Raw genomic sequence first — 14521 nt, forward strand, 5'->3', positions numbered from 1 at the left:
CCGCCGGCCCGGCCGACCGGGCGGCACCACTGACGAGGAAGGGGAGAGACCGTGGACGCACTGACCGTAGTCCAGCCCGCGCTGGTCCTCGCGGCGATCGTTCCCACCGCGCTGCTCGGCCGCTGGACGGCCCGCCGCCTGGGCCAGCCGGAGGTGGTCGGCGAGATCACGGTCTGTCTGCTGCTGGGAGTGCTGCTGGTCACGTGGACCGGCTGGGGCGGGCCGGGCACCCATGGCAAGGACGCGCTCAAGGAGTTGGGCCATTTCGGCCTGGCGCTGTTCCTGGTGGGCGCCGCGCAGGAGATCCGCGGCGGCGCCGCCCGGCTCAGCGGCCGGTCGGTGGCCTGGCTGGCGGTCGGCTCCGCGCTGCTGCCCATGGCGGCCGGCGGACTGCTGGCCGTATGGGTCCTCGACTACGGCGGACCCCGGCTGCGGGGCGGCGCCGAAACCCCGGCGCTGGTGCTGATGCTGGCCGTATCGCTGGCCGTCACCGCCGTCCCCGTACTGGCCGGCATCCTCAAGGACCGGGGCATCGAGCACACCCACACCGGCCGGCTGGCCATGGCCAGCGCGATCACCATCGACGCGGCCACCTGGGTCCTGCTGGCGCTGGCCGTGGGCCTGGCCACCGGACAGGGCGGCATCGGCCGGGCCGCCGCGGTCCTGGCGGTCGGCGCTCTCGCCGCGTATCTGCTGCGCCGGCTGATCGCCGTCGCCCCCGTACGGGCAGCGGCCCAGGCACACCCCACGGTGGTGCTGATCCTGGTGGCGGCGGCGGCCTTCGGGGCCTCCACCGCCACCGGACGCCTCGGCCTGACCGATGTCTTCGGCGCGGTGCTGGTGGGCCTGGCGCTGCCCGTGGACGGCGAGCGGGGGGCGTTCTCCCGGGCCGCCGACACCCTCGGCCGGACCGGCCGCCTCGCCCTGCCGATCCTGTTCACCATCACCGGTACCTCCCTCGCCGTCGGTCCGGACGCCCTCTTCTCCTGGCAGGCGCTGGTGCTGGGCACCGTGCTGGCGATCGTCTCGAAGCTGGTCGGCAGCTACCTGGGGGCGCGGGCGGGCGCCCAGTCGCACGTCGAGGGCATGCGCCTGGCCGCCTTGATGAACACCCGCGGCCTGACCGAGATCGTCGTCCTCCAGATCGGCTACAGCGCGGGCATCCTCACCCCCGGCCTGTATCTGGCGCTGGTCATCATGGCGCTGATCACCACCGCACTGAGCGGCCCGCTCCTGTGGGCCGCCGACCGCCGCGCCCGCCCCACCCCCGCGGCCGCGGAGCCAACCCTCCAACCAGCCGAGCGGTGAGCACCTTGGAACTCGTCACGCCATCCACCGAAGAGAGCGCGCCGGTCACCGACACGAGCACCCCGGCACGCGAAGAGACCACCCCGGCGCGCTTCCGCTCGCTGATGACCGGATTCCCCAGCGGGGTGGCGATCATCACCGCGGAGGACACCGACCACCGGCCCTGGGGCATGACCTGCTCCGCGCTGTGCAGCGTCACGGTGGAGCCGCCGACCCTGCTCGTCGGGATGCGGATCGACAGCCCCACCCTGGCGGCCGCCATGCGCAGCGGCCGGTTCGCGGTCAATCTGCTGCACGCCAAGGGGCAGGAGACCGCCGAACTGTTCGCCTCCGGAGACCCGGACCGCTTCGCCGTCACCGTCTGGGACGCGCCCGCCGGCCGCGGCGGCCCCCATCTGACCGAGGCGGCGCGAGCCGTGGCCGACTGCCGGATCACCCAGACCGTACGCGTCGGCGGCCAGCGCATGGTCTTCGGCCAGGTCTACGGCATTCGCGAACTCGCCGACACCGAGCCTTTGCTGTACGGCCTGCGGGCCTACCGCTCCTGGCCACCGCCGGGCTGAGACCCGTCCCTAGGGTCCGTCCGGGCGCAGCCTGCCCCCACCCCTCCGCGCGCCCTCTTTCCTCACCCCTCCGCGCGCCCGCTTCCCCCACCCTCCCGCCCCGCTTCCCCCACCCCCCGCCCGCTTTCCCCCACCCCCCGCCCGCTTTCCCCCACCCGATCTGGAGCGACATGAGCGAGCTTGCCCGTACCCGGACCGCCCGCCCCCGGCACTACCTGATGTGCCGCCCCACCCACTTCGAGGTCAGCTACTCCATCAACCCCTGGATGGACCCCGCCAAGCCCGTCGACACCGAACTGGCCGTCGCCCAGTGGGAGCGGCTGCGCGCCCTCTACGCCGACCTCGGCCACCGGGTCGAGCTGATCGACCCCCTCCCCGGCCTGCCCGACATGGTCTACGCGGCCAACGGGGCCACCGTCGTCGACGGCAAGGTCCTCGGCGCCCGCTTCCGCAACGCCGAGCGCACCGCCGAGGGCCCCGCCTACCTGGACTGGTTCCGCGCCGCCGGCTACACCGCACTGCACGACCCCGAGCACATCAACGAGGGCGAGGGCGACTTCCTGGTCACCGGCAGCTGGGTCCTGGCCGGCCGCGGCTTCCGCAGCACCCCCGAAGGGCACGCCGAGGCCCAGGAGTTCTTCGGCCGCCCGGTGATCGGCCTGGAGCTGACCGACCCCCGCTACTACCACCTCGACACCGCGCTGGCCGTACTCGACCACGACGAGGTCATGTACAACCCGCAGGCGTTCTCGCCCGGCAGCCTGGCCGTGCTCGGCAGGCTGTTCCCGGACGCGGTGCTCGCCGACCCCGCGGACGCCGCCGTCTTCGGCCTCAACGCGGTCAGCGACGGTCGCCATGTGGTGCTCCCCGAAGCGGCCACCGGGCTCGCCGCGCAGCTCCGCGAGCGCGGTTTCGAACCCATCGGGATCGACCTGTCCGAACTGCTCAAGGGCGGCGGCAGCGTCAAGTGCTGCACCCTCGAGCTCCGCGCAGAAGCCCACGAACCACCGCACCGAAGAGCCTGACGGCTCACCACCCGAGGCGGAAGCGCCGCGCCGGCAACCGCTCTGCGGCGCGGCGCTTCCCCATTCCGCACTGTCCTACGGGAGGCCCCTGATGGAGGACAGCACCGTGCACAGACAGAAGTCACCCCAACTCTTGCCGGACTTCGGCGTCCAGCGGCCCAGCCGCATGCCGACCGGCAAGTACCGCCCGTACCGGCCGCTCGGGCTCCCCGACCGGACCTGGCCGGACCGTGTGGCGCAGCGGGCACCCCTGTGGTGCAGCGTCGATCTGCGCGACGGCAATCAGGCGCTCATCGAGCCGATGAACGTCGAGCGCAAACGCCGGATGTTCGACCTTCTGGTCGCCATGGGCTTCAAGGAGATCGAGGTCGGCTACCCGACGGCTTCCAGGGACGACCACGACTTCGTACGCCATCTCATCGAGGACGACGCCATCCCCGAGGACGTCGTCATCCAGGTGATGTCCCCCATCCGCCAGGACTTCATCGAGCGCACCGTCAACGTTCTGCGCGGCGCCCGGCGCGCCTGCCTCCAGGTCTTCAACCCGACGTCGGAGGTGCAGCGCAGGCTGGTGCTGCGCGCCGACCGCAAGGCGACCCTCGCCCTCGCCCTCGACGGCGCCCGCCAGGCACTCCGCCTCCAGGACTCCCTCCCGGACACCGAGCTCTACCTCCAGTACGCCCCCGAGTCCTACACCCAGACCGAGCCCGACTACGCGCTGGACATCTGCAACGCCGTACTCGACTTCTGGGCACCCCGCGCCGACCACACCCTGCGCATCAACCTCCCCGCCACCGTCGAGATCTTCCCGCCCCAGGAATTCGCCGACCGGATCGAGTACGTCAGCCGGCATCTCGCCCACCGCGACCGCACCCTCCTGTCCGTGCATCCGCACAACGACCGCGGCAGCGGCGTCGCAGCTGCCGAGATGGCCGTGCTGGCCGGCGCGCAGCGGGTCGAGGGCACCCTCTTCGGCAACGGCGAACGCACCGGCAACGTCTGCCTGATCACCCTCGCCATGAACCTCTTCTCGCAGGGCATCGACCCGATGCTGGACCTCAGCGGCATCGACCGCATCCGGCGCATCGTCGAGGACTGCAACCAGATGCCGGTCCCGGCCCGGCACCCCTGGGCGGGCGACTTCGTCTACACCTCGTTCGCCGGCACCCACCAGGACGCGATCGGCAAGGGCCTGGTGGCGCGGCAGCAAGCCGGCGACCAAGGCGCCTGGGACGTGCCGTACCTCCCCATCGACCCCCGGGACATCGGGCGCGACTACCAGGCCCTGATCCGGATCAACACCCAGTCCGGCAAGGGCGGGATCGCTCATCTGCTGCGCAGCGCCTACGGCCTCGAACTGCCCCGGCGCCTCCAGATCGACTTCGCCGCGGTGATGCAGAAGCAGTGCGAACGCACCGGCGGCGAGGCATCCGCTCCCCAGGTGTGGCTGACCTTCGAGGAAACCTACGCCCTGCCGCGGACCGCGGACGCCCCCCGGAACCCGCTGGTGCCCGCGATCGAGGAGCCGTCCGGCGGGGCGGCGGCCGAGAAGTGGCTCGCCCCCGCCCAGCGGCTGCTCGGCGAACTGGGCGTCACAGGACAGGTGCGGCATGCGCAGGTCGACCGGGTCACCGGCCGCCTCAACGGCGCCGTCGCCTATCTCGAAGTCGTGGTGGACGACCGCTCCCTGTGGGCCGTCGGCCGGCACGGCCAGGAGAGCGAGGCGGTACGCCGCGCGGTGCGCTCCGCGGTCCGGCGCGCCGCCCTGGCCCGCACCCCGGTGGCGCCGTGACGACGCCGACCGTGCTCGAAGAACTCGTGGCCGGCGCACGGGAGGATCTCGCCGTACGCCAACGAGCCGTGAGCCAGGGTGAGTTGAGGGACCGCATCGCCGATCTGCCGCCGGCTCTCGATGCCGTGGCCGCGCTGCGCCGCCCCTCCGGCGTCCAGGTCATCGCCGAGGTCAAGCGGGCCAGCCCCGCCAAGGGGGCGCTGGCGCCGATCGCCGATCCGGCGGCGCTCGCGGGGGCGTACGAGAGCGCGGGCGCCGCGGCCGTCAGCGTGCTCACCGAGCGGCGCCGCTTCCAGGGCACGCTCGCCGACCTCGACGCGGTACGTGCCAGGGTCGGCATTCCCGTCCTGCGCAAGGACTTCATCGTCACGCCCTACCAGCTGTGGGAGGCACGGGCACACGGCGCCGACCTGGTGCTGCTGATCGTGGCGGCGCTGGCGCAGCCGGACCTGGTGGCGCTGATGGAGACGGCCGGCGAGCTGGGCCTGACCGTCCTGGTGGAGGTGCATGACGAGGCGGAGGCCGAACGGGCGCTGGCCGCCGGGGCGAGGGTCATCGGGGTCAATGCCCGGGACCTGAAGACCCTGGAGGTCGACCGGTCCGCCTTCGGGCGGCTCGCGCCGGGGATCCCCCGGGACGTGGTGCGGATCGCCGAATCGGGGATCCGCGGGCCGGCGGACGTGGCCGCGGTGGCGGCCCGCGGCGCGGATGCCGTCCTGGTGGGGGAGGCCCTGGTCACCGGGGCCGACGGCCCCGGCCTGACGCTGGCCGCGCTGCGCGCCGCGGGGCGCCGCTGACGGCGGCCCGGCGGGCGGTGCGGCCCGGGGGCCGGGCGGCGGACCCGGCGGACCCGGACCCGGCCGGGCGGGCCGGGCCGCCCGCCTACCGTCCGCCGCCGCCCGCCAGCTTGCCGGAGACCGCCACCCACCGCTCCAGCACCTCCGCCGCCGCCCCCGAGTCGATCGCCCGCGCGCCCCGCTCCATCCCGGCCGCAAGACGCCCGGCGATCGGCTCGTCCGTCGGCTCCAGCGCCGCCAGCCCCGCGGCGGTGGACAGCAGCACGGCATCGCGCACCGGCCCCCGCGCACCCGCCAGTAGGTCCCGCGCCACCCCCGCGTTGTGCGCGGCATCCCCACCCCGCAGCGCCTCCAGGGGGGCGTACCCCACACCGATCTCCCGGGGGTCGAACACCTCCTTGCGCACCGCCCCGTCCCGCACCGACCAGACCGTGGAGGTCGTGGTGACCGTCAGCTCATCGAGTCCGTCATCGCCACGGAAGACCAGCGCACCGGCGCCGCGCCGGGCCAGCACCCCGGCCAGCAGCGGCGCCAGCCGGGCGTCCGCGACGCCGACCGCCTGCGCCGTGGGACGCGCCGGATTGGTCAGCGGACCCAGCGCGTTGAAGACCGTGGGAATGCCCAGCTCCCGCCGCGGGGTGACGGCATGCCGCACCGATGGGTGGAAGAGCGGAGCGAAGCAGAACGTGATGCCGACCTCCGCCACCAGCCCGGCGATCTCCGCCGCCGGCAGCTCCAGCGCCACCCCGAGCCGCTCCAGCACATCCGCCGAACCGCAGGCCGAGGACGCGGAGCGGTTGCCGTGCTTGACCACCCGCGCCCCGGCGCCCGCCGCGACGATGGCCGACATCGTCGAGATGTTCACGCTGTTCGAGCGGTCGCCGCCGGTACCGACGATGTCCAGCGTCGGCCCGGGAACCTCGAGCGGCACGGCGTGCGCATACATGGCCCGCACGCACCCCTCGACCTCGTCGACGGTCTCGCCCTTGGCCCGCAGCGCCACCACAAGCCCCGCCAGCTGAGCGGGGGTCGTCCGCCCCCGCATCACCCGGTCCATCGCCCACGCGGTGTCCTCGGCGGCGAGATCCTCGCCCGCCAGCAACGCCGTCAGCAAACCGGCCCAGGACCTTCCCGTATCCCTCTCCGTATCTCTGCCCGTAGCCGTATCAGTGGCCGTATCAGTATCCGTATCGGTCACGGCGATCCCCTTTCCTCACGGCAATTCTGTGGTTCGCCGCAAACCACCGAACAGACCAATTCAGCGCGGCAATTCCGGTCCACTTCCGGGGAGAAGAAATGGCCTGGCACGCCCTCGTCGACGTGTCCCGAAACTCCGCATTACCGCTCACCGCCCAGATCGAGTCCACCCTGCGGAGCGAAATAGCCGCCGGCGCGCTGCATCCGGGCACCCGACTGCCCTCCAGCCGACAACTCGCCGAGGATCTGGGCGTCTCGCGCAGTGTGGTGGTCGAGGCGTACGGCCGGCTCATCGCCGAGGGCTACCTCGAGGCCGTACGCGGCTCGGGCACCCGCGTCGCCCCCCACATGGCCGCGTCGCCCGCGCCGCCGGCCGTGCCGACGCTGCTCGACGACGGACTGGTCCCGCCGGCCCGCTGGGACCTGCGCGGCGGCACCGCCGGACTGACCGGCTTCCCGCACCGCGAATGGCTCGCCTCCTACCAGCGCGCCCTGTCCGGCGCCGGCCCGCACGAACTGGACTATCCGCCGCTGTCCGGCGCCGGGGCGCTGCGCGAGGAGCTGGCCCAGTACCTCGGCCGGGCGCGCGGGGTGCTCACCACCCCCGGCCAGATCATGGTGATGTCCGGCTTCGCCCAGGCGCTCGGCCTGCTGTGCTCCGTACTGTCCGCCCACGGCATCGACCGCATCGCCATGGAGGACCCCTGCCACCACCGGCAGCGGCAGTTCCTCCAGGAGGTGGGGCAGCGGCCGGTGCCGGTCCCGGTGGACGCCGAGGGCATCGACGTCGACGCGCTCGCCCGCACCGGCGCGCGGGCCGTACTGGTCACCCCCGCCCACCAGTTCCCCACCGGCGCCACCCTCACCGCACAGCGCCGGGAAGCCCTCGTCCGCTGGGCCCGGGACGCCGACGCCTGGGTGATCGAGGACGATTACGACGGCGACCTGTGGCTGGAGCGCGGCGCCCGCCCGCCCGCGCTCCAGCGGCTGGCCCCCGAGCGCGTGGTGTACGGCGGCACCGCCAGCAAATCCCTCGCCCCCGGCCTGCGCTTCGGCTGGCTGGCGGTCCCCGCCCGGCTGCTGGCCCCCCTGGAGCGGATGCGTTCGCACCGCGACCTGGGCTCGGACATCGTCACCCAGCTCGCCTTCGCCGAGTTCCTGCGCTCGGGCCACTTCGACCGGCATCTGCGCCGCCGGCGCGCCCGCTACCGCGTCCGCCGCGACGCCCTGACCCAGTCCGTACGCCGCCATCTGCCCGGCGCCCGGATCGCCGGCGCCGCGGCCGGACTGCACGCGTACCTGAGCCTGCCGCCCGGCACCGACGAGGCCGGCCTGGTCGAACGGGCGCTGCGCCGTTCCGTACTGGTCCGCGGCGGACGCCGCTACCACTCCCGGCCCGAACTGGCCGTGCCCGCACTGGTGCTGGGCTACGCCGCGGTGCCCCGTACGGGGATCGCGGAGGCGGTGGAGGCGCTGGGCGCGGCGTATGCGGAGCGGGGCGAGGGCCTGGGCCCGGGGCCGGCGAGGAAGTTCTCGAACAGCGCCAACCCGCCCTCCGTCATGATGCTCTCCGGATGAAACTGCACCCCCTCCACCGCCAGATCACGGTGGCGCAGCCCCATCACATAGCCGTCGTCCTCGGACGTCGCCGTCTCCACCAGCTCCTCCGGCAGCGGCCGGGAGACGATCAGCGAGTGGTAGCGGGTGGCGACCGTGCTCGACCCGAGCCCGGTGAACACCCCGGCCCCGTCGTGCCGTACGGCGCTGGTACGCCCGTGCAGCAGATGACCGGCCACCGCCACCCGCCCGCCGAAGGCGAGCGCGATCGCCTGATGCCCCAGGCACACCCCCAGCACCGGCACCGCTCCCGCGAAGTGCCGCACCAGCTCCACATGCCCGGACTCGGCCGGATGCCCCGGACCGGGCCCCAGCACCACCGCGTCCGGCCGGGTCCCCGCCAGCTCCTCCGGGCTGCGGGTATGCGACCGCACCACCTCGGTGACGGCGCCCAGCGTCCGCAGATACTGATCGATGATGTGCACAAAACTGTCATAGGCGTCCACCAGCAAAACCCGCATCACACCAGCTCCTCACCGGTCAGCGCCCAATAGGCGGCGCCCATCTTCGCCAGGGTCTCGTTCCACTCCGCCTCGGGCGTCGACTCCGCCACGATGCCCGCCGAACTCTGCGTGGAGTACGTCCCCGTAGGGCCGTCGCGCACGACCGTACGGATGCACAGCGCCAGCTCGCTCCAGCCCCGGACGTCGATCAGCCCGACCGCGCCCGCATACATCCCGCGCCGCTCCCGCTCCAGCCCGTCGATGATCTCCATCGCGCGCAGCTTCGGCGCGCCGGTCATCGTCCCCGCCGGGAAGGTCGCACACAGCGCACGCCAGACATCGGCGTCCGGCTCCAGCCGCCCGGTGACCGTCGAAACCATGTGGAAGACATGGGAGTACGCCTCGACGGTCATCAGATCGTCCACCGCCAGCGACCCCGGCTCGCACACCCGCCCGATGTCGTTACGGCACAGATCGACCAGCATCACATGCTCGGCCTGCTCCTTCGTACTGGCCAGCATCTCCTTCACGCGCAGCTGGTTCTCCTCATCCGACGCCGTCAGCCGCGTCGTCCCGGCGATCGGCCGCATCGCGAGGGTGCCGCCCTCGGTACGGAAGAACAGCTCCGGGCTGGCACCGATGAGAGTGTCCCCGGCCCGCGGCGCCAGATACATGTACGGCGAGGGATTGCGGTGCCGCAGCCGGCGGTAGACCTCGACGGGCGTCAGCGCCGTCTCGACGTCCATCCGGTGCCCGATCTGGATCTGGTAGATGTCCCCGACCCGGATGTGCTCCAGACACCGCCGCGCCCATCCCAGGAAGGTCTCCCGCGCGACGCTGTCGCGCACCGCACGCGGCGCCGGCGCCGAGGGACAGTCCCCGGCGTCCCGGCGGGTGGCTGTGGCTGCGGCTTCGGCGGCCTCGGCCGCGAGCGCCGCGACATCGGGCTCAGCCGGGTACGGATACGGCGCCGGGAACGCCTCCGAGCGGGCGGTCAGCAGCCGCGCCCGGCCCGCCGCCCGGTCGTACCAGACGGTGTCCCGGTAGAGCGTGAACGTCATGTCGGGGCCGTCGCGCTCGCCGTCCCGCGCGGGCAACTCATCCATGTGCCAGGCGGCTTCGTACCCCAGGCACGCCAGAAACCCGAACGCATAGCCATCGCCGTCGCCCGGGACGTCGCCCGTCACCGCGAACATCTCCTGGGCGCGCCGCAGTAACTCCCATATCTGCTCGGGCCGTTGGATCGTCCACGACGACGGCCGGGCACGCTCCGAACGCCCTGCGGAGGGCTCCGGCGCCATCCCGGCCGCCCCGGCCGCCGCGGCCAGGGCCTCGCACAGCGCGGCCGCGCCGTCGATCTCCACCCGCCCGGCGAACACCCGCACCTCGGCCAGCCGGCCGTGTCCGACCACCGCCCAGCGGCGGCCCTCATCCGGGCCGGCCAGGCTCTCGAAGAGAAAGGCGTCGGACCGCCCCAATTCCCGTTCCAGGGCGGCATAGAGCCGCAGCGGATCGTGCGGCGCCAGTTCCCTTTCCGCCATGTGTACGCCGATCTCCGTGCCATCGGCTTTGTCTGTGTATCCCATCCGGCAAGAGAAACACCGGCCCGCGGACCGCGACCAGACCAATTGAGCGCAGCCCGAGCAGTCCACTCCGAGGACGCTTGACCGCATTCCTCCGGGCGGGTTGGAATCCTTACGACAGGGCCACCCCCACCCGAGCGAAATTCACCGCATGCTCCCCGGAATTCACCCGCAGCCGGAACTCACCCACAGCAAAGGCCCGCGATGACGACCCAGCACACCCCCTCGCCCCCGTACACCACCCCCGAGACATGGCGGACCCTCCCCGCCGCCCAGCAGCCGCAGTGGCCCGACCCGGTGCTGCTGCGCGAGGTCACCGACGGGCTCACGCGCGCCCCCGCGCTCGTCTTCGCGGAGGAGTGCGACCGGCTGCGCGAGCGGATGGCCGCGGTCGCCCGCGGCGAGGCGTTCCTGCTCCAGGGCGGCGACTGCGCCGAGACCTTCGCCGGGGTGACCGCCGACGCCATCAACCGCAAGTTACGCACCCTTCTCCAGATGGCCGTGGTGCTGACCCACGGCGCCGCCGTCCCCGTCGTCAAGGTCGGCCGGATCGCGGGCCAGTACGCCAAACCCCGCTCCCGGCCGACCGAGACCCAGGGCGGCGTCACCCTCCCCGTCTACCGCGGCGACGCCGTCAACGGCCTGGCCTTCACGCCCGCCGACCGCCGCCCCGACCCCCGGCGGCTGCGCCGGATGTACGAGGCCTCGGCCGCCACCCTCAACCTCGTCCGCGCCTTCGCCACCGGCGGCTACGCCGACCTCCACCAGGCCCACGCCTGGAACCGCGGCTTCGTCTCCCACTCACCCGCCGGCCGCCGCTACGAGGAGCTGGCCGCCGAGATCGACCGCTCCCTGCGCTTCATGGCGGCCTGCGGCATCGACCCCCAGGAGCTGCGCGCCGTCGAATTCTTCGCCGGCCACGAGGGCCTCCTCCTCGACTACGAGGCCGCGCTCACCCGTACGGACACCCGTACCGGACTGCCGTACGCGGGCAGCGGCCACCTCCTGTGGATCGGCGAGCGCACCCGCGGCCTGGACGGCGCCCATGTCGAGTACTTCTCCCGCATCCGTAACCCCATCGCCGTGAAGCTCGGCCCCGACGCCACCGCCGACCAGGCGCTGGCCTACACCGAGAAGCTCAACCCGACCGCCGAACCGGGCCGGCTGACCTTCGTGGTCCGGATGGGCGCCACCGCGGTCACCGACCGGCTCCCCACCCTCGTGGAGAAGGTCACCGCGCAGGCCGCCCCCGTCGCCTGGGTCTGCGACCCCATGCACGGCAACACCTTCGAGGCCCCCAGCGGCCACAAGACCCGCCGCTTCGAGGACATCCTCAGCGAGGTCGAGGGCTTCTTCGCGGTGCACCGCGCCCTCGGCACCCACGCGGGCGGCATCCACGTCGAACTCACCGGCGACGACGTCACGGAGTGCATCGGCGGCGGCGAGGAGGTCCAGGTCGCGGACCTCCACCGCCGCTACGAAACCGCCTGCGACCCGCGGCTCAACCACAACCAGTCCCTCGAACTGGCCTTTCTGGTGGCCCAGATGCTCCGCGACTGAACCGCCGGCCGCTCCCCTCACCACCCCGCGACCGTGTACACCGCGAACCCGGCGGCGAGCAGCCCGGCGACGGCCCGGCGGGCGCGGGTCGCACCGGTCCAGGGAGCCTCGAAGCGGCGGGCGGAACGCCCGATGAGGATCAGCGCCGCCGCGAACAGCGGCAGCCACGCCAGCCGGGCCGCGATCCAGGCCAGGCTGTCGGGCACGGTCGTCAGGCCCGGCACCGTGCCGAAGAACGAGCCCGGCACGGCCGCGGCGAGCATCGCCGTCTGGTGCCAGCAGAAGATGGTCATCGCCGAGAGATTGACGAGCACGACCGGTGCCCACAGGGCCGGGCGGCGCAGCAGCTTCGCGATGCGGTCCCGCAGCAGGAGCGCGGCGCCGGACTGCGCGGCGGCCAGGGCCAGGACGAGCAGCGACGGCGGGTGGGAGTTGGTGCGCTCCTGCCCGGGGACGCCGACCATGCTGGCGGGGTAGTGGAACGCGAGCAGCAGCAGTGCGAACAGCGCGGCGCCGCCGAGCAGGAGGGCCCATGCCGCGCGCCGGCCGAGCCTCTTCTCGCCCCAGGCCACGCCGAGTTGGTAGGCGAACAGCCAGCCGGGGAGGAGGTTGAGCAGGCTCAGCCAGGACGGCACGGCATCGGCGTACGGTCCGTAGCGCAGGAAGTCCACGAGGGCCACGCAGACCAGCAGCGGCGCCGCGGACCAGGCACCCAGCCGCCGCGCGGCACGGACGCAGTACGGGGTCAGCGCCGTGACACCCGCGTAGACGCCGACGAACCACAGCGGCTGGATGACCAGCGTCGCCCCCGTCCGCAGGGTGGCCGCCGGCACTCCCGCCGCGTACAGCAGGGGCAGCAGCGCGGCCCATACGGCCGTCACCCCGAGCACCGGACGCCCCAGCCGCGCGAGCCGCCCACCCAGCCACCGGGCCGTGGACTCGCCCCTGCCGGTGGCCCGCCGGTACGACAGCACCGACGCATAACCGCCGACCAGGAAGAAGATGCCGAGCATCTGCAACACCCAGCTCAGCGGCGCCAGAAAGGACAGGGCGGTGAGGGGGCTGGCGTTGTGCAGCGCCCCCTCCGCATCGCGGGTGAAGCCGCCGAGCAGCCAGTGGCCGGTCGGTACGGACAGGAGCGCGAGGGCGCGCAGCCCGTCGATGGCGCGGTCGCGGTCCACAGGGGTGCGCGCGTCGGTCGACCCGATCATCCGGCGTACGGGGGCGAGCAGATCAGCCGAGGTCATGGCGGCACTCCTGGTCATCGGCGGCGCAGTGGACGGCGGAGTAGGCGCCGAGGACGATGTCGGCGAAGTTGTCGAGCGAGTCGGTGCCGGGGGCGAAGTAGCCGGTGTGGCCCTCGGCCCGGTCGGCGGAGACGCGGCGCGCTCCGTACGCGGGGTCGGTGGGGTCCGCGCCGTGGCCCAGGCCCAGCAGCCGCAGGTGCGGGACGTCGCCGATCCAGTCGGTGGCGTCCCGGGCGGCCCATACCCGGGCGGTGGTGCCCAGCTCGGCCGCGGTGTCGGTGCGCGTCCCGGGGCTGGCGAGGAAGACCAGGTCGGAGGCGGTGCCGGGGGCCATGGCCGGCGCGGCCACGCCGCACAGGACCGAGCCGTAGCTGTGGCACAGCACGGTGGGCGCGGCGGCGCCGGTGGCCTTGAGGCCGGCCAGGAAGCGGTTCAGCCGGGGCGCCCCGGCCTCGGCCAGGCGGCCGGTGGCGGCGTCCGGGCCCAGGCCGACCGGGGTCGTATAGCCGGCCCAGGCGATCACCGCGGTCGGCGTAGCGGGGGCGTTTTCGGCCATCTTGGCGTGCAGAGTTTGCGCCATGCGGGACGGTGTGCCATAGGGATCCTTGGCGCGGTCGAACGACCCGAGATCGATATCGGAACCGGGAACGACGACCGCCGTGCGCCGCGCCGTCTCCAGATTCCCGTAGACCTCGGCGATTTGGCCGCGGCCGCGTGGATCAAAGGCGAGTATCTGCCGGCCGGGACGGAGCAAATCGGCGTACCGGGCCGCGCTTTGCCCCTCCTGCCGCGCTGTCGGGTCCGACCGTTCCAGCGCCGCCTTCTCCGCCTTTATGGCAAGGAAATTGGCCCGGTAACGCAGGGAAATGGGCGCGCCGTCCAGATTCCCGACCGTGAGCGGATGGCGCCGTGCCACATCCCGCTGCTGGGCGTCCGTCAATGAGGCGAAGAAGCGGGCGACGGCGGCCGGGGAAGCGGTCGCCGGATCGGGCAGCGACCGGCTCAGGGAGTGGTCAGCGCGCCAGGCCGCGGCGCCCGGCGGTGGGGTGGTGACCGCCTTCTGGACGTTCTCCACGGCCCAGCCGCCGGTACCGAGAACGGAGATGAGGACCAGCCCGATCGCCTGGGCCAACCGCCTCTTGCGCAGCATTTCGGTCACGTCCTCTCTCCGTCCGGACGCCCACCGCCCGGCCGCTATTCATGCTGAAGGGAAAAAGGCCGGGAAACAGTGACGGCAGCAGGCCAACCGCGGTAGGGCTGGCTGTACTTCGCACCCTGGGGTCTGCCGCCGCCCGGGGTACGGCTACCTGGAACATTCGTCCTCGGCTTAATGCCCTGGCCGGTGCCGATGCCCGGTGAAACCCTTCGGGGAATTCGTCATCCGACCGA

At 73.1% G+C, this 14521-nt stretch carries 11 protein-coding genes and 1 pseudogene; 7 read left to right on the forward strand and 5 right to left on the reverse strand.

What is annotated here, in order from left to right:
• Positions 1–51 precede the first annotated feature (51 nt).
• The 5 genes from ACIRPT_RS32980 (at position 52) to trpC (ending at position 5485) form a co-directional block, all read left to right on the forward strand.
• Positions 52–1308, forward strand: coding sequence for a cation:proton antiporter (locus ACIRPT_RS32980; protein ID WP_403833910.1), 1257 nt, complete (start codon positions 52–54; stop codon positions 1306–1308).
• Complete coding sequence (locus ACIRPT_RS32985) at positions 1305–1871, forward strand: flavin reductase family protein (protein ID WP_403833912.1); 567 nt, start codon at positions 1305–1307, stop codon at positions 1869–1871. Before ACIRPT_RS32980 ends, ACIRPT_RS32985 begins: the two co-directional genes overlap by 4 nt.
• A 170-nt stretch (positions 1872–2041) precedes the next feature.
• Positions 2042–2896, forward strand: coding sequence for a dimethylargininase (gene ddaH / locus ACIRPT_RS32990; protein WP_403833914.1), 855 nt, complete (start codon positions 2042–2044; stop codon positions 2894–2896).
• 91 nt (positions 2897–2987) lie between these two features.
• Positions 2988–4688: a 2-isopropylmalate synthase gene (locus tag ACIRPT_RS32995; RefSeq protein ID WP_403833916.1), complete on the forward strand. Its 1701-nt coding sequence runs from the start codon at positions 2988–2990 to the stop codon at positions 4686–4688.
• Entirely contained in the window at positions 4685–5485 is an 801-nt protein-coding gene (gene trpC, locus ACIRPT_RS33000) for an indole-3-glycerol phosphate synthase TrpC (RefSeq protein WP_403833918.1), read from the forward strand. The genes ACIRPT_RS32995 and trpC overlap by 4 nt, the downstream gene beginning before the upstream one ends.
• Before the next feature lie 85 nt (positions 5486–5570).
• Here the strand turns inward: trpC and trpD are convergent, their stop codons facing one another.
• On the reverse strand, positions 5571–6599 hold the full coding sequence (gene trpD, locus ACIRPT_RS33005; RefSeq protein WP_403833921.1) for an anthranilate phosphoribosyltransferase: 1029 nt from the start codon (positions 6597–6599) through the stop codon (positions 5571–5573).
• 182 nt (positions 6600–6781) lie between these two features.
• Between trpD and ACIRPT_RS33010 the strand changes: the two are divergent.
• A pseudogene (locus tag ACIRPT_RS33010) lies at positions 6782–8095 on the forward strand (PLP-dependent aminotransferase family protein); the annotation flags it as partial.
• 14 nt (positions 8096–8109) lie between these two features.
• On the opposite strand, the gene ACIRPT_RS33015 reads toward ACIRPT_RS33010, so the two are convergent.
• Together ACIRPT_RS33015 and ACIRPT_RS33020 are read right to left on the reverse strand one after the other, a co-directional pair.
• Positions 8110–8760 (reverse strand): anthranilate synthase component II, encoded by a 651-nt coding sequence (locus ACIRPT_RS33015; protein WP_403833923.1) that lies wholly within the window; start codon positions 8758–8760, stop codon positions 8110–8112.
• A complete protein-coding gene (locus tag ACIRPT_RS33020) occupies positions 8760–10328 on the reverse strand; it encodes an anthranilate synthase component I family protein (RefSeq protein WP_403833926.1) in 1569 nt (522 codons plus the stop codon). Before ACIRPT_RS33020 ends, ACIRPT_RS33015 begins: the two co-directional genes overlap by 1 nt.
• A gap of 201 nt (positions 10329–10529) precedes the next feature.
• Between ACIRPT_RS33020 and ACIRPT_RS33025 the strand changes: the two genes are divergently transcribed.
• Positions 10530–11885: a class II 3-deoxy-7-phosphoheptulonate synthase gene (locus ACIRPT_RS33025; RefSeq protein WP_403833929.1), complete on the forward strand. Its 1356-nt coding sequence runs from the start codon at positions 10530–10532 to the stop codon at positions 11883–11885.
• Between the two features lie 17 nt (positions 11886–11902).
• Here the strand turns inward: ACIRPT_RS33025 and ACIRPT_RS33030 are convergent, their stop codons facing one another.
• Together ACIRPT_RS33030 and ACIRPT_RS33035 are read right to left on the reverse strand one after the other, a co-directional pair.
• Positions 11903–13132: an acyltransferase gene (locus tag ACIRPT_RS33030; protein ID WP_403833931.1), complete on the reverse strand. Its 1230-nt coding sequence runs from the start codon at positions 13130–13132 to the stop codon at positions 11903–11905.
• Entirely contained in the window at positions 13119–14282 is a 1164-nt protein-coding gene (locus ACIRPT_RS33035; RefSeq protein WP_403834204.1) for an alpha/beta hydrolase, read from the reverse strand. The genes ACIRPT_RS33030 and ACIRPT_RS33035 overlap by 14 nt, the downstream gene beginning before the upstream one ends.
• Positions 14283–14521: the final 239 nt, after the last annotated feature.

This window comes from Streptomyces sp. NPDC101227, assembly GCF_044767545.1.
Taxonomy (GTDB): domain Bacteria; phylum Actinomycetota; class Actinomycetes; order Streptomycetales; family Streptomycetaceae; genus Streptomyces.

Coding starts and splice junctions, on each gene's coding strand:
- ACIRPT_RS33030 (WP_403833931.1), bottom strand. CDS start 13,132: ATGACCTCGGCTGATCTGCTCGCCCCCGTACGCCGGATGATCGGGTCG.
- ACIRPT_RS33025 (WP_403833929.1), top strand. CDS start 10,530: ATGACGACCCAGCACACCCCCTCGCCCCCGTACACCACCCCCGAGACA.
- ACIRPT_RS33015 (WP_403833923.1), bottom strand. CDS start 8,760: ATGCGGGTTTTGCTGGTGGACGCCTATGACAGTTTTGTGCACATCATC.
- ACIRPT_RS33020 (WP_403833926.1), bottom strand. CDS start 10,328: ATGGGATACACAGACAAAGCCGATGGCACGGAGATCGGCGTACACATG.
- ACIRPT_RS33035 (WP_403834204.1), bottom strand. CDS start 14,282: ATGCTGCGCAAGAGGCGGTTGGCCCAGGCGATCGGGCTGGTCCTCATC.
- ddaH (WP_403833914.1), top strand. CDS start 2,042: ATGAGCGAGCTTGCCCGTACCCGGACCGCCCGCCCCCGGCACTACCTG.
- ACIRPT_RS32995 (WP_403833916.1), top strand. CDS start 2,988: ATGGAGGACAGCACCGTGCACAGACAGAAGTCACCCCAACTCTTGCCG.